The organism is Pseudomonas sp. LAMO17WK12:I5, from assembly GCF_900215165.1.
GTDB classification, from domain to species: domain Bacteria; phylum Pseudomonadota; class Gammaproteobacteria; order Pseudomonadales; family Pseudomonadaceae; genus Aquipseudomonas; species Aquipseudomonas putida_A.
In genome coordinates, this window is record NZ_OBDS01000008.1 from 238,996 (window position 1) to 253,594 (window position 14,599).

17 protein-coding genes and 1 pseudogene are annotated in these 14,599 nt (G+C 61.1%); 5 read left to right on the forward strand and 13 right to left on the reverse strand.

The annotated features are described in order from the left end of the window. Positions 1-21 precede the first annotated feature (21 nt). The gene (locus tag CRO59_RS16140) at positions 22-642 is read right to left on the reverse strand and encodes a 2-dehydro-3-deoxy-6-phosphogalactonate aldolase (protein WP_097088425.1); all 621 of its coding nucleotides are present in this window, start codon (positions 640-642) and stop codon (positions 22-24) included. Positions 643-661: 19 nt separating this feature from the next. Next, the gene (locus CRO59_RS16145; RefSeq protein ID WP_097088427.1) at positions 662-1,651 is read right to left on the reverse strand and encodes a 2-dehydro-3-deoxygalactonokinase; all 990 of its coding nucleotides are present in this window, start codon (positions 1,649-1,651) and stop codon (positions 662-664) included. A gap of 189 nt (positions 1,652-1,840) precedes the next feature. On the opposite strand from CRO59_RS16145, the gene CRO59_RS16150 reads away from it, so the two are divergent. Continuing rightward, entirely contained in the window at positions 1,841-2,287 is a 447-nt protein-coding gene (locus CRO59_RS16150; RefSeq protein WP_097088429.1) for a hypothetical protein, read from the forward strand. Between the two features lie 43 nt (positions 2,288-2,330). On the opposite strand, the gene CRO59_RS16155 is transcribed toward CRO59_RS16150, so the two are convergent. From CRO59_RS16155 to CRO59_RS16170, 4 genes and pseudogenes are all read right to left on the reverse strand, one after another. After that, complete coding sequence (locus tag CRO59_RS16155) at positions 2,331-2,825, reverse strand: hypothetical protein (protein WP_095137229.1); 495 nt, start codon at positions 2,823-2,825, stop codon at positions 2,331-2,333. 11 nt (positions 2,826-2,836) lie between these two features. Then, positions 2,837-3,280, reverse strand: coding sequence for a PAAR domain-containing protein (locus CRO59_RS16160; protein ID WP_096794895.1), 444 nt, complete (start codon positions 3,278-3,280; stop codon positions 2,837-2,839). Between the two features lie 25 nt (positions 3,281-3,305). Next, positions 3,306-3,593: pseudogene (locus CRO59_RS16165) on the reverse strand (hypothetical protein); the annotation flags it as partial. A 158-nt stretch (positions 3,594-3,751) separates the two neighbouring features. Then, on the reverse strand, positions 3,752-4,231 hold the full coding sequence (locus CRO59_RS16170; RefSeq protein ID WP_047295620.1) for a GNAT family N-acetyltransferase: 480 nt from the start codon (positions 4,229-4,231) through the stop codon (positions 3,752-3,754). Positions 4,232-4,453: 222 nt separating this feature from the next. On the opposite strand from CRO59_RS16170, the gene CRO59_RS16175 reads away from it, so the two are divergent. From CRO59_RS16175 to CRO59_RS16190, 4 genes are all read left to right on the forward strand, one after another. Further along, positions 4,454-5,107 carry an HD domain-containing protein gene (locus CRO59_RS16175; RefSeq protein WP_097088431.1) on the forward strand — a complete coding sequence of 218 codons (654 nt, stop codon included), beginning with the start codon at positions 4,454-4,456 and terminating at the stop codon, positions 5,105-5,107. A gap of 97 nt (positions 5,108-5,204) precedes the next feature. Next, the gene (locus tag CRO59_RS16180) at positions 5,205-5,549 is read left to right on the forward strand and encodes a hypothetical protein (RefSeq protein ID WP_096794893.1); all 345 of its coding nucleotides are present in this window, start codon (positions 5,205-5,207) and stop codon (positions 5,547-5,549) included. A gap of 44 nt (positions 5,550-5,593) precedes the next feature. Further along, positions 5,594-5,851, forward strand: coding sequence for a hypothetical protein (locus tag CRO59_RS16185; RefSeq protein WP_096794892.1), 258 nt, complete (start codon positions 5,594-5,596; stop codon positions 5,849-5,851). Between the two features lie 63 nt (positions 5,852-5,914). Then, positions 5,915-6,295 (forward strand): Rho termination factor N-terminal domain-containing protein, encoded by a 381-nt coding sequence (locus tag CRO59_RS16190; RefSeq protein WP_097088433.1) that lies wholly within the window; start codon positions 5,915-5,917, stop codon positions 6,293-6,295. 116 nt (positions 6,296-6,411) lie between these two features. On the opposite strand, the gene CRO59_RS16195 is transcribed toward CRO59_RS16190, so the two are convergent. The 7 genes from CRO59_RS16195 to CRO59_RS16225 all read right to left on the reverse strand — a co-directional run bounded on the left by CRO59_RS16195 (position 6,412) and on the right by CRO59_RS16225 (position 14,474). Next, positions 6,412-7,341 carry a PfkB family carbohydrate kinase gene (locus tag CRO59_RS16195; RefSeq protein WP_097088435.1) on the reverse strand — a complete coding sequence of 310 codons (930 nt, stop codon included), beginning with the start codon at positions 7,339-7,341 and terminating at the stop codon, positions 6,412-6,414. After that, entirely contained in the window at positions 7,334-8,800 is a 1,467-nt protein-coding gene (locus tag CRO59_RS16200) for a cytosine permease (protein ID WP_097088437.1), read from the reverse strand. Before CRO59_RS16200 ends, CRO59_RS16195 begins: the two co-directional genes overlap by 8 nt. A gap of 214 nt (positions 8,801-9,014) precedes the next feature. Then, positions 9,015-10,013 (reverse strand): ADP-ribosylglycohydrolase family protein, encoded by a 999-nt coding sequence (locus CRO59_RS16205; RefSeq protein ID WP_097088438.1) that lies wholly within the window; start codon positions 10,011-10,013, stop codon positions 9,015-9,017. Next, on the reverse strand, positions 10,010-10,723 hold the full coding sequence (locus CRO59_RS16210; protein ID WP_027612372.1) for a GntR family transcriptional regulator: 714 nt from the start codon (positions 10,721-10,723) through the stop codon (positions 10,010-10,012). Before CRO59_RS16210 ends, CRO59_RS16205 begins: the two co-directional genes overlap by 4 nt. A 187-nt stretch (positions 10,724-10,910) precedes the next feature. Further along, a complete protein-coding gene (gene araH / locus CRO59_RS16215; protein WP_027612371.1) occupies positions 10,911-11,879 on the reverse strand; it encodes an L-arabinose ABC transporter permease AraH in 969 nt (322 codons plus the stop codon). A gap of 12 nt (positions 11,880-11,891) precedes the next feature. After that, positions 11,892-13,436, reverse strand: coding sequence for an L-arabinose ABC transporter ATP-binding protein AraG (araG, locus tag CRO59_RS16220; protein ID WP_097088440.1), 1,545 nt, complete (start codon positions 13,434-13,436; stop codon positions 11,892-11,894). A 33-nt stretch (positions 13,437-13,469) separates the two neighbouring features. Continuing rightward, positions 13,470-14,474, reverse strand: a complete 1,005-nt coding sequence (locus CRO59_RS16225) for a substrate-binding domain-containing protein (RefSeq protein WP_047295641.1) — start codon at positions 14,472-14,474, stop codon at positions 13,470-13,472. Between the last annotated feature and the right edge of the window lie 125 nt (positions 14,475-14,599).

Below are 14,599 nucleotides of genomic sequence, written 5' to 3' on the forward strand. Positions count from 1 at the left end.
GCACGCAGCGCCGGATAAATCTCAGCGAAGGGCCTTCCAGGCAGCCACGTAGGCCTTGGCATTGGCCGCCACTTGCTCAACCGTCATGCCCGGTTTGAACAGGCCGGAACCGAGGCCGAAACCTTTCACGCCAGCGTCGATGAATGCTTGCATGTTGTCCGGGGTGATCCCGCCGACCGGCGCCAGCACCGTCCCGGAAGGCAACACCGCGAGCCATGCCTTGACCACCGCCGGGCTCATCTGCTCGGCCGGGAACAGCTTGAGAATGTCCGCGCCCTCCTCCAGCGCCGCGAACGCTTCGGTCGGCGTCGCTACTCCCGGCGACAGGTACAGCCCCGCCGCTTTCGCTGCGCGCAGCACCTTGGCGTCGCTGTGTGGCATCACGATCACCTGGCCGCCGGCGTCTTTCACCAGCTCGACCTGCTCCGGGGTCAACACCGTGCCGGCACCGATCAGGCAATCGGCGGGCAAGGTCTGACGCAGGATGCGGATACTTTCGTACGGCGACGGGGAATTGAGCGGTACTTCGATTACGCGAAATCCGGCGGCATACAGGACTTCTCCGACAGCAGCGGCTTCCTGCGGATGCAGGCCACGCAGGATTGCGATCAGACCGTTTTGTGCCAATGCTTGCTTGAGCATGTCAGGCCTCCAGTCAGGGTTAACGGGATAAGGAATCGAGCAGCCCGGCGGCCAGCGCCAGTTGCCACAGGCCACGCTCGGTGGCCTGCTCGGCCAGCGTGACGCGCGCGAAACCGCAGGCATCGAGGGCACGCCCGTAACGGGCGCAGAGTTGCGCGTTGCCGATGAGGATGATCGACGGCAGATGCGCACTATTGCGTCGGCGCCGCTGGGCTGCGGCAAGCGCCACCAGTTCATGGCCAATCATCAGGCCAGAGAGGTAATCCGCTTGCGCCGTCGGCGCCAGTTCGCCGGTCAGGCCCAGGGTGCGGGCACTGAATAATGTGGAGAGCACGCCCAGTTCGCCGTCCGCCGACAGCGCCACTTGCACGCCACGGTCAAATGCCACGCCGTCGAACGCCGCACCCTGTTGCTGGGTACGCCCGAGAATGCTGTGTTCACTAAGCACGGCGAACACTTCGCCGGTCATGAAGGTGTCGAAATGAGTGATGCGGCCCTCGACCACCTCCACCCACTTGGAGTGGCTACCCGGCAGACCGATCAACAGATCGCCGCCCGCCTCGGCCGGCAGGTTCTGCAGTACGCCGAGGACCTGGGTTTCTTCGCCGCGCATCACATTGGGCAGACGCGAACGCTGGATCACCCCCGGCACGATATGTACCCGCGTGCCGCGCAGACTGACCAGTGTTTGTAAGGAATTTCCGAGATTGGCGACGTTCGCCGGCGTCTCGCAGTAAGCCGCTTCGCGCCAGCCCTGGGCGCTGCCGACCATACCGCAGGCGATCACTGGCAGATCCGGCTGCGCATCGAGCCAGTCGCCGCACGCCTCTTCGAAGGCCAGTTCAAAACCGTCGGCGCATTCACCACCGTTGATGACTCGCGGTGTCTTCGGTAACTGCATGATCCCGGACGACAGCGCACGCTGCTCCAGCACCACCCCGCCCGCCGCGAGTTTGTAAGCACGTAATGAGGTCGTCCCCCAGTCGAGCGCGATCAATTGCGCCTGCATCGCTTCACCTGTTTTGTTTTTGGCAGTGAGTGCGACGGACTATAAACCTTGGCGCAGGAAAATCTCAATATATAAATATCATTCCCACATTATGGGATTTACAATTGTAACAAGCGTTTCTCTGCCAAATCTTTAAAATGCCGGCCGCGTCCATGCGACGACCGCTCTCGATATGTTCAGGGAAGAAAAATGAAAACTGCTTTAACGGCGTTACTGCTTTGTGGCGCACTCTGCTTCGCGGCGATTGCCAGCGCCTTGCCCGCTATCAAGGAGGGTGATATCTGGGCTTACAACACCCGGCCGGGTGAAGAAGCCTCGACCTTGACCATCCTCAAAATCGAAAGCTATCCGCACTACGGCACCGTCGTGCATATCCGCGTTGATGGCATTCGGATGATCAACCCGGTCACCGGAGGCGAGTTCACCGCAATGCCCCACCTGCCTTTCCAGGCCGAGGCTTTGCAGCGCAGCCTGACTCGGCGCCTGGGAGAAACGGCGCAGATTCCGGATTTCAGCCAGGGCTATACCTACTGGAAAGCGGCCTTCGATGAAGAGAAGGCCGGGGCTTTCAAGATTTCCGTGCGAAAGACACTTGATGGGTTGCTAAGCGGTCATTGGGAATCCGCAGAGAAATGAGCATCAGAACAAGGCTTCCTGTGATCAGGCAAGAAGCCCGATCTCAGTACTTGTCAATTTCCTTTAGCAGCTCAGCAACAGGAATATTCATCACTTCTGAATAGTAGATTTTGTAGGAGTAGGAGTTGATTCTGACTTTGCATGCGATTGTTTTTCGCCCCGCTAATACAGTGCTTAAGTCCTTGCTGCTCATCAGCGTTTCACTCGTTGAGTCTTTCACACGATAAAACATGAGATCCGCTTTGAAAGTGGATCCGTCTGCAGGCTTCAGAGGCTCAATCCATCCTTCACCATATTCATTCAGATTGCGCGACTGCGAAAAATCTCTACTCTCCCCCAAAGCACAAAGCAGCGACTGACTTATCTTGGACTTGAAGAGTTTGTCTACATCGACGTCGGACGAAAAACTGACTTGGTAAATGTTTCGATCCAAGTAGCGCTCCACCCCCAAATACTCGATTTTTGCAGTAGGTTTTCCGTGGCTGATCGCACATGAAGCACACATCGAAAACATCAAAATCAGAATTAACTTACGCACATTTCCTTCCTTTAAAATGCAACACCACCGATTCCATCATGCTCTACACGCCCATCGCCGCGTTGAATCGCGTAAGGATGATTAGCCATAGGCTCCCCCGTTATCTCGTTAATCACTTGCATCCGATCATCGAAATGCACTGGCATCGGCAACAGTCCACTAAACGCCGCCCCTCCACCACTTTGTCCAATAATCACCGTGCCCGAACCACCGACCACGACATTGCCGTGCCCATCGGTGCTGTCGAGCGTGGCGGCGTTCAGGCCATTGATGAATACAGTCCCGGAAACAGCGCCGGTGATCGCGCTGCCACAGGCTGATTTATCGGTCATGCGCGCAGCGGCGAGGCCAGCGAAGAAGACGTCGGGCGAGCCGGAAACGATCGGGTTGGTGCCATGACCTGGCAATGGGCAGGCGGTCGGGTCGGTGACGCGGGCGGCGGGTTTACCACTCAGTTCAAAGCTCCTTGCTTCAGAGGTTGGCGGGGGCGACGAAACCGCAACAGATGTGCAGCGTCAGCCAGCCCTGGTGCGCGTCGATAAACGCATTCGGCTCGAAGTGGCGTAACGCGATCACACGGTAGTCACCCAGGCCGGCGCTGCGTGTCATGAGTTCGGCGTCGAGCCGCGACACAAACGCACGAATGGCTTTGCCGCCCGTGCGATTGACGATGCACAGGATGTCTACCGGTTGACGCTGAGGGTTGTCAGAGCAGCCTGAGTTTTTCACCAGGCCATACAGGCGCATTGACGCCTGCAATCCGCTCATCGCCGGTCACTCAGAGACACAGCGAAGGCCCCACGGGCGTGGAGAAGTTTTGCCAGAAGCATTGCAGGTGTCGTCCGTGAGCGCGCAAAAATGGCGCGTAGAATGCCGGACTAGAGCGGTGGCGGCAATCACTTCAGCATCGGATTGCCATCATCTCCTCAGCCTTCGGCAAACTCACGCAACACCTTGCCATCCATGCGATAGCGCACCCACTCTTCTTGCGGCTGCGCACCGAGGGATTTGTAGAATTCGATGGCTGGAGTGTTCCAGTCCAGCACGCTCCATTCGAAGCGCCCGCAGTCGTTGTCGCAGGCGATTTTCGCCAGATGCCGCAACAGGGTTTTGCCGGCCCCACCGCCGCGTTGTTCGGGGGTGATGTAGAGGTCTTCGAGGTACAGGCAATTGCTGCCGAGCCACGTCGAATAGCTGAAGAAGAACACTGCAAAACCGATAGGCATACCGTCACGCAGGCAGATCAGGCCGTGGGCGGTAGCGCCTTCGCTGAACAGGCTGCGCTCGATGTCGGTGACGCTGGCGATCACTTCGTGGCGAGCTTTTTCGAAATCTGCCAGTTCGGTGATGAAGGCGAGGATTTGCGGTGCATCGCTGGGGGTCGCCGGGCGGATTTCGATCGTCATGAACGGGCCTTGTCGGAAAAGGGAAAGCGCCATACTAAGGCCGGATGCGGCGCTCGTCACATGCCAAACCTGCAGAGAACCTTGTGGTGAGGGGATTTATCCCCGATGGGTTGCGCAGCAGCCCTGAAAAATGGGAGTGCTTCGCACTCCATCGGGGATAAATCCCCTCACCACAGCAGTATCATTCGCTTCAAAAATTTGGGTAAGACTTCAAGGATGCTCATGAACGCCACTGCTTTCGCGCCGCTCATCTCACTCGCCGCCGAGTTGCTGCCCCACGCGCTGGAGCCGTCCGACGACGGCGCCCACGACCTCGCCCACCTGCAACGGGTCTGGCACAACGCGCGCACCTTGCAGGCCGAGGAAGGTGGCGACCTGGAAGTGTTGCTCGCTGCCGTGCTGCTGCACGATTGTGTGTCCGTGGAAAAAAACTCGCCGTTGCGCTCGCAGGCCTCGCGTCTCGCCGCAGAAAAAGCCGCCAACGTGTTGGCCGATCTGGATTGGCCCGAAAGCAAAATCAGTGGCGTCACCCACGCCATCGAATCCCACAGTTTTTCCGCCAACATCACCCCGCTGACCCTCGAAGCGAAACTCGTTCAGGACGCCGACCGGCTCGACTCGCTGGGCATGCTCGGCGTTGCCCGCACTTTCTACGTCGCCGGGCGCATGGGCAGTGCGTTGTATGACCCGCTGGACCCTGAAGCCAAGGAGCGCGACTACGACGACACACGCTTCTGCCTCGACCACTTCCAGACCAAGCTGCTGCACCTCGCCGATGGTTTCCAGACTGGCGCCGGTCAGCGTCTGGCGCAGATCCGCCATCAACGCCTGAAGGGTTTCATGGAGCAGTTCAAGGAAGAAATCGGCCTCGACTGATAATCCTGTGTCTCGACCGTTCGTCGCTCATCAGGCACCAATCCCATTCAAGGGCAGACCAAACACAGGTAAGGAATTCAATCACTGGAGAAGCCCTATGATCCCGTCAAGGTTGACTGCCCTCGTATTCAGCGCCCTGCTCTGCCCAGCGGTGTTCGCCGCGTCCACCACCGCAGCGGGCACAGGCCCCACCGATCCGGTTCCATCACCGCGCGCCCCTGCCATTAACAGTGCCCCAGGCATGAACACCGATGGCTCCGGCGTACCCTTGATCAACCAGCCACCTGCCACTGGCACCGACCCACGCACCCAAGGCAGTGACCCCGGTCGCCAGGGTGGCATGAACACCCCTGACTCCCCCGCCACACCCGATAACGCCGGCCCCGGCATCGGCTCGAAAACCACCACCGGTGGCTCGGGCTCCGAGGGCGGCAGCCAGTAGTTCGCCGACGCGAGCGTCCTATTCACATCCATGAAGAGGTAACCATGAACGTCGATAAAAACCTGGAAAAAGAAGTCCTCACCCGCCTGCTGCACGCCCATCCGAGCGGACTGGGCAAAGAGGTGCTGGATAATTATCGCGGCGAGAAAGTGGTGGCCAGCGCCCTCGCCTCCCTGCAGGATCGCGGTTTGATTCACCATGGTCATGTGACCTGCAACGAGGCCGGCGAACACTCGTTGAATCTGCCGATCAAGCTCAGTGCGGCTGGCGTCGAAGCGGCGCGCAAGTTGGATCTGCAGTAGACCTCAGGCCGCTCGCTGCCGGTGCGGCGAGCGGCCGAATCTGCACAAAAGAGGAGAAATCCCATGCCTCGTGGAAGCAAAGACAAATACACCGCCGAACAGAAGCGCAAGGCCGAACACATCGAAGACAGCTATGAGAAAAAAGGCTTGTCGAAGGATGCAGCCGAAGCGCGGGCCTGGGCGACGGTCAACAAACAGTCGGGCGGCGGCGAAAAGGCTGGCGGTTCCGGACGCAAGAAACCGGCGAGTGCCAAGTCCGAAGACCGCAAGGAGTCGTCACGACGCGCAGTGGCCAGTCGCGAGGGACATGCGCGTGACAGCAAGGCGTCGCGCGAGACGCAGACTGTCGACAGTCTGCGCAAAGAGGCGCGGGCGAAGAACATTGCCGGGCGCTCTTCGATGCGCAAGGATGAGTTGATTGCGGCGTTGCGCAAAGCGGGCTGATCCATATTTTGTGCTGAGCCGTATGGCCCCTTCGCGAGCAAGCCCGCTCCCACATTGGAGTTGTGAAAGACGCAAATCCCCCCTGTGGGAGCGAGCCTGCTCGCGAAAGCGTCAGCTCAGTCGCTGCCGGATCCGCGGATAAACCCATCCACTTCAGCCGCGCCCGGCGCAGTCGCCGGCCCCCATCGTGTCACTGCCAAAGCCGCCGCCGCATTCGCCCGCCGCGCCGCCTCATGGGCGGGCAAACCCTGCGCCAACCCGGCGACGAACACCCCGGCATGGGCATCACCCGCCCCGTTGCTGTCCACGGCTTTTACCGCAAACCCCGGTACATGCCGTCGCTCGCCACGCTGCTGAATCCAGCAACCCTGTGGCCCATCGCGCACCACCATCAGCACCTCCTTGGGCAGATGATCCGCCAGCCGGTCCAGCGCTTGAGCAATATCAGCCGCCCCGGTAAAACGCAACGCCTCGACGCTATTGCTGGTCCACACGTCGATGCGCGGCAGCAGCGCCTGCATCAACGCCGAGTCCGGCGACTCCACCAACGGCCCCGGATCGAACACCACGTTGATCACCTCCGGCAGCGCCAGCGTCCAGTCCAGCAAAGCTTGCGCCTTGCCTGCGTGCAGCAGGCTGTAACCGCTTACATAAACGTAGTCGCCCGCCTCGGCCGCCACGCTGTTCAGGTCGTCTTGCGTCACCTCACCTTCAGCGCCGATGTAGGAAATGAAACTGCGCTCGGCCGATGAGTCGGTCAGCGCCACACACAATCCAGTGTCGCGCTGTGCGGGTTGTTCGATACCGATTTGAATGCCTTCATCCTTCATCGCCTGACGCGCCAGATCGCCGAAACGCCCGGTGCCGTGGCGACCGAGATAGACCACCGGCAAACCGTTGCGCACGGCTGCGGCCATCACGTTGAAGCCGCCGCCAGCCTCGAAAGCGGCAGACTGCGCCAGCACATCGCCGCCGATTTGCGGCAGCTGATCCACGGCCATGACCAGGTCGATGATGACCTGGCCGGTGTGCAACATCTTAGGCATGAGCATTCTCGACTTGCGCGGCACGGCGATCTTTCGCCCCGCCAAGGACGAAGTAAATGCCACCGGCCACCACGAAGGTCACGATCCAGCCGAGGCCGTTGTGGCCCAGCCACGAGTCGGACAAAAAGCCCTTGAACCAGACGTTCTCGGCGGTGGTGCCGATGGTGGTGAAGCTGAAGCCGAGCACGATGGCAATCGCCCACGCGCCGAACGCGCGCCAATCGATGCCGCCGCGATACCAATAGGCGCTGCTCGGGCTGACGTCGAGCAGGTCTTTGGGGCTGTAGTAGTGACGGTGAATCAGATCGACCACGAAGATCCCGACCCACGCGGTGATCGGCACCGCCAGCAGGGAAATGAAGGTGATGAACGGGCCGTAGAAGCTGTCGGCGATCAGCATGAAGTAGATCGAGCCGGCGAAGATCGCCACGATGTCGACCACCACCGCGTACACGCGTTTGACCTTCAGACCGAGGGTCAGCGTGGTCAGACCGGCGGAGTACACCGACAGGTTGTTCGACAGCAGCAAGCCACCGAACGCGGTGATCAGGTACGGCACGGCCATCCAGGTCGGCAGCATGTCGCGGATGGCCACGATCGGGTCAGTCGCCGATGCCAGATCGTTGTTGCCCACCGACAGCAGGCCGCCGAGGGTGATCAGCAGCACCAGCGGAATCCCCGCACCGAACGCCGCCGAGGCGACCAGCCGTACAGCCTTGACGCTGCGGTGCTGATAGCGCGACATGTCCGCACCGGCGTTAGCCCAGCCGATCCCGGTGCCGGCGGCCATGGTGCCGATGCCGATGATCATCGCGCTCAGCGGCGCTGGCGTGGCGTTGAACACCGAGCTCCAGTCGATGGTCGCGCAGAGGAAGCCGCCGACCAGAATGTTCAGCGCGCCGAACACGTAGGTCGCCCACTTCTGGATCACCAGCAAGGTGGCGTGACCGAGGCCGGAAACCGACAGAGTCAGCAGGACGAAAATGGCGATGAAGATCAGCGTCAGCACTGGCGCACTTTTCGCTTCAACCGGCGAGCCGAACAGGATCGAACACAGCGACAGCAGCACGAACGCCGCGGTGGTGGTGTTGACCGTTTCCCAGCCCAGACGCGACATCAGCGAGACCAGCGTCGGGCCGATATTGCCACGCACACCGAAGATCGCTCGCGACAGGGTCAGACTCGGCGCGCGGCCACGGCGGCCGGCAATCGAGATGATCCCGACCACGGCGAATGAACCGGCGGCGCCGACGATGGCAACGATGATCGCTTGCCAGATCGCCAGCCCGCGAAACGCCACCAGCGTGGCGCCCAATGGCAGGCCGAGAATGGAAATGTTGGCGGCGAACCAGACCCAGAACAGTTGCAGCGGATGACCGTTGCACTCGGCTTCCGGCACCGGCTCAATGCCGCGGGTTTCCAGTTGCCCGGCGCTTTGCCCGGCGTTTGTTGAACTCATGAACAGTGCTCCTGTTTGCCTTTATTGTGGTTGTGGCAATGACGCAAAACGACAAGACATCCCGGCCATCCTCGGCCTGTCTGTGCGATCCATTGCGGGTGAATATTCAAGATATGCAGTGCGGCCTTCGCGAGCAGGCTCGCTCCCACAGGGGATAGGTGAACGCCATAAATCCAATGTGGGAGCGAGCCTGCTCGCGAAGGCGTCCGCCCGATCAACGCAAGGTCAACAGCCCCTGCACCAACGGCTTAAGCTCCAGATGATTGACAGCCTTCACCGTCTCGATCATCTCGGCAGGCCAGCTCTCAAGGCCCAGGCAGGCCCCGAGCATGGCGCCAAGAATCGCCGCGATGGTGTCAGTGTCGCCGCCAAGACTGGCGGCCATGCACAACGCTTCGAACGCGCTCATCTCGCCGACCGCCACTTGCTGCGCCAGGGCAAACGAGACCACCACCGATTCCTGCGAGGCCACCGAAGTGCCGATCACGTCGTACAACAGATCCGCCAGCAGCGCCTTGTCACTGTCGACGCTGATGGTTCGCGCCCAACTGATGCGCGATGCGATGCGCCCGCCGGCCACCCAGTGCCCATGTGCCTCGGCCTGTTGCGCAATCTGCTGGCCAAGGTTCAATGCCTCGCCCAGATCCATGCCGTTGATCCCGGCCGAGACCACTGCCGCGACCGCCGCCGCGCTGGAAATCCCCAGCGTGGTGTTGTGGGTGACCTGACAGGCCTGCACCACGGCTGCGATGAAACGCTCGGGATCAGCGACGTCTGCCGCAATGCCCACCGGAGTGATGCGCATCGCCGCGCCGTTGGTGGTGCCGTAACGCCCGGCCTCCTCCGGCGAATGCCCGGCGAGGATCATTTCAATGGCGCGTTTGGTCGATGGGCCGAGCAGGTCCTGTGAACCCTTGGCCTGCATCTCGGCTTCCCATTCGATCAGCCGTTGGGCGAGGACTGCCGGCTCGATCTGACCCTTGCCTTCGACCAGCAACTGACCGACCAGAATCGCCTGTTCGGTGTCATCGGTGATCGAGCCTTTGGGCATGTTGGCGGCGATCGGTTGCAGAGGACCGGCGTCCTGCAGATCGGTGATGTGGCCGAAGCGGGTCTTGATCGTTTCGCGGTTCAACGATTGCGTCGGCATGCCCAGCGCATCACCGAGGGCCAGGCCATAAAACGCACCGAGGGCACGGTTGAGCGCGGTCATTTCGATTCTCCAAATTGCAGGTGCAGACGGAAATGCACCGGGTCGAGCAGGCTTTCGACCTGCTCCATGAAACGGTTCTGCCGGTCGTAGGTGGTACGCAGGGCCTTGAGGAACACGGTGCCGACCGGGCGCCCGAGCAGTTCGGCGTCTTCGGCATTGAGTGGTTCGGCGCCGATCCACTGATCGCCGCGCTCGCCGATGTAGCCGTAGGCAGCGAGGGTGATGGTCAGCGAGTTGTCGATCAGACCGACCCGCGGCAGGCTTTCCAGGCCGCCGGTGGCCGGCATCAAAGAGCGTTCAAGGGACACCAGCGTGCCGTCGTTGGAACGACGACGGCGATCGAGGGTGATGAATTGGTCGGTGCCGAAGCGCGAAAGCAAATCAGGCCGCGTCACCGCTTCCAGGCGCAGCACTTCGGTGTTGATCAGCGCCCCGCTGTCGGCCAACGCCTGCGCCCAGCCGCTGCGCTGATCGAGCGCGACACCATCGAAGGTGACAATGGAGCCGACCCCGCTTTGCGTGGCGATGTAATTGCGCCGCTTCAGTTCGGCCAGCGCTTCGCGCAACGTGCCACGGCTGACGTTGAATTCCTGAGCCAACTGATGCTCGCCGGGCAACAGAAAGCCGTCCTCCATGAGGCCGCTTTCGATGCGCCGGACGAGTTCGTCGACCACCCGTTGCTTCTTGTCAAATCGTACCTGTCTAATCATGTACAAAGTGATAACCGAAACGGGTGCGGGCGGGCAAGGAATTTTTAGGGGATATGACGGAAGGTCTGGCTCGGCGCGGTCCCCTGTGGGAGCGGGCTTGCTCGCGAAAGCGCTGTGTCAGACGCCGAAAATATTGACTGACACACCGCATTCGCGAGCAAGCCCGCTCCCACAGGGGGATTGAAGATTACCGTTGTTTGAGGCGGTCGATGACGACGGCCAGCAACAGAATCGAACCACGAATCACATACTGATAAAACGTATCAATGTTCTTCAGGTTCATCGCGTTCTCGATGATCGCCAGAATCAGCACCCCGGCAATCACGTGGCGGATCATGCCGATCCCGCCGCTCAGCGACACGCCGCCGAGCACACACGCCGAAATCACCGTCAGCTCGAAACCCTGGCCGATCATCGGCTGCCCGGAGGTCATGCGCGAAGCGAGAATCACCCCGGCCAGCGCGCCGATCACGCCGTGCACGGCGAAAATGATGATCTTGGTCCGGTCAACGTTGACGCCGGCGAGCAACGCCGCTTCCTGGTTGCCACCGATGGCCATGGTGTTGCGCCCGTAGGTGGTGTAGTTCAGCAGCCAGCCGAAGAACAGGAAGCAGACGATGGTGATCAGGATCGGCACCGGCACGCCGAACAACTGGCCGTTGCCGAAGACGAAGAACGATTCCTGCGACACGCCCACCGCTTTGCCGTTGGCAAAAATGTACGCCAGGCCGCGAACGATCTGCATGGTCGCCAGCGTGGTGATCAACGCGTTGACCCGCAACTTGGCGATCACGATGCCGTTGATCAGCCCGACAATCAGGCCCATCACCAGCGCTGCGCTGACGCCGAGGAACACGCTGTTGGTGTCGCGCATCACCACCGCCGCAACGACCCCCGCGCAGGCGATCACCGAACCCACCGACAGGTCGAAGTGCCCCGACGCCAGGCAGTAGAGCATGGTGCACGCGGCAATCCCGGTGGTGGAAATCGCCAGACCCAGCCCGCGCATGTTCAGCGGCGAGAGGAAGTTATCGATCAGCAGCGTGCAGGCGACGAAGATACCGATCGCCGCCAGCAGCATGACCCAGTCGTCGAGGAAGCGCCGCAGGTCCAGCGGTTTGCGGGGAGTCGGCAGCGCCTTGTTTTGGATGGTCATCATAGTCACCTCTCAGTTCGCCACGCCGTCAGCGCGATGGCGCGGCAAAGCCAGTTGCAGCAGGTTGGATTCATTGGCCTGGGCGCGGCTGACTTCGCCGCGCAGCGCGCCTTCGCAGAGCACCAGAATGCGATCGGAAATGCCCATCACCTCCATGAGGTCGCTGGACACCACGATCACCGAAATGCCGTCGGCGGCCAGGTTATGGATGATCTGGTAAATCTCGGCCTTGGCGCCGATGTCGATGCCGCGAGTCGGCTCATCGAGCAGCAGAACCTTCATCGGCATCGACAGCCAGCGACCGAGAATCGCCTTCTGCTGATTGCCGCCGGACAGGAATTTGATCTGCTGACCGGCGTGCGGGGTTTTGACTTTCAGCGCCTTGATCTGCTTGTCAGCGTTGCCCTTCTCCCACAGCCCGCGCAGCAGGCAGCCGAGGCTGGCATTGGCACCGCGCGCGCTGATGTTGATGTTCTCGGCAACGCTGGCCAGCGGGATGATCCCCTCTTTTTTCCGGTCCTCGGGGCACAGCAGGATCCCGGCGGCAATCGCGTCACGCGGCGAGCGCAACTTCAATTCATGCCCGCGCAATTCGAGGCGTCCGGCGGTGTTGCGTTCAAGCCCGCTGAGCAAGCGGAACAGCTCGGTGCGCCCGGCCCCGACCAGGCCGAACAGCCCGAGAATCTCGCCCTTGTGCGCCTCGAAACTCACCGGCTCACGCAGCCCCGGGCCGAGCAAACCGTCGACCTTCAGCGCCACCGCGCCGCGTGGACGACTGCGGTAATCGTAGATGTCCTGAATGTCGCGGCCGACCATGCAGGTCACCAGTTGATCGTGGGTCAACTGGCTCATGTCATCGAAGGTGCGCACGTAACGGCCGTCCTTGAACACCGTCACCGCATCGCAAATGCGGAACACTTCTTCCATGCGATGCGAGACGTAGAGCACCACTTTGCCCTCATCGCGCAGGCGACTGATGATCGCCATCAAACGGTCGATTTCGCGCGCCGAGAGGCTGCTGGTCGGCTCATCGAAGGCGATCACATGCGCGCCACGGGACAGCGCCTTGGCGATTTCCACCAGCTGCCGCTGACCGAGCGACAGGCGCCCGACCTTGGTCTGCGGATCGATTTCATCGGCCAGGCCCTTGAGGCAGGCCAGGGCATTCTGGCGCAGCAGACCGCGATTGATCAGGCCGAAACTGGCCGGCAGATGGCCGAGAAACAGGTTCTCGGCGACGGTCATTTCCGGCACCAGATGCAGCTCCTGGTGAATCACCGCGACACCGCTGCCGATGCTGTCGGCGGTCGACTTGAACGCCATGGTCTGCTCGCCGATCTGCAGCTCACCACTGCTCGGGATGTAGGCGCCGCCGAGGATTTTCAGCAGGGTGGATTTGCCGGCACCGTTCTCGCCCATCAAGGCGTGCACCTGCCCCGGATGGGCGACGAAGCTGATGGCGTCCAGCGCCTTGACCCCGGGGAAGGTCTTGCCGATCCCGTTGAAGCGCAGGCTGCCGCCGGCGCTGCTTGCATGTGTCTGTACTTGCGCGTGCATCTGAGTCACCTCTTCACACCGATCGAGCAGCCATCAATTCCACAGGCCGATTTTTTCCAGCTCTTGCTTGAAGTTCTCACGGGTGATCAGGGTGACGTCGTCCATCGCTGTGTACTTCGGCGGCTCTTTGCCGGTGGTGACCCACTCGTACATCATCTCGGCAGTCTTGTAGCCTTCGATGTGCGGGCTAGGCAGCATCGAACCGAAGAAACCGCTGTTGGGCTTTTTCAGCTCGCCGATGGCGTCGGTGCCGTTGATGCCGATGCCAATCACATTGGCCGCAGCGAACCCGGCGGCTTCGGTGGCGCGGACGCCGCCGAGTACGGTGTTGTCGTTCATGCCGCCGATGATCAGGTTCTTCGCCGCACTGGGCAGCTTGACCAGCGCCGAGTTGGTGGCGTCCATGCTGCCCGGCACGTCGAGGGTTTTCAGCGCAGCGGTCAGGATGTGGTCTTTCGGCAGGCCGGCGTCTTCGAGCGCCTTCATCGAACCGTCGGTGCGCTTCTTGCCGGTGTCGAGTTCATTGTAGGTGTTGACCACCGCGTAGGTGTCTTTCCAGTCCCAGTTGCGTTTCTTCGCCTCGGCGACCATCGCGTTGCCCTGCTTCTGGCCGACTTCGAACGCGGCCATGCCGAGGTACGGCACGTCCTCCATGAACTTGCCGCTGGCGTCGACGAAACGATCGTCCACGGCAATCACTTTGAGGTCGTTGAGTTTGGCTTTGGCCATGATCGCCGGGCCGAGCGAGACGTCCGGCGGGCAGATCACGAAGCCTTTGGCACCGTTGGCCGCGAGGCTGTCGATGGCCGAGAGGGTTTTCTCGCCGTCTGGCACGGCGATCTTGATCAGTTCGAAGCCTTTATCCTTGGCGGCTTTTTCAGCAAAAGCCCACTCGGTCTGGAACCACGGCTCTTCAGCCTGTTTGACCAGGAAACCGATTTTCACGGCATCGGCAGCGAGCAGCGTACTGCTCAGACTGAACGCGGTGACCGCCAGGGCGGCACTGCACAGGGTACGAATCCCGAAACGACGTTTCATAGCTGACTCCTTGTTATTTTTTTTGAGCGTTATTTGAAAAGCGTTAAAGCCTGGTTTTGCAATGTAGGACAAAAATAGTCATATCGTATGATGATTGGATTTCACGCGGAGTTCACCGCCTGAAA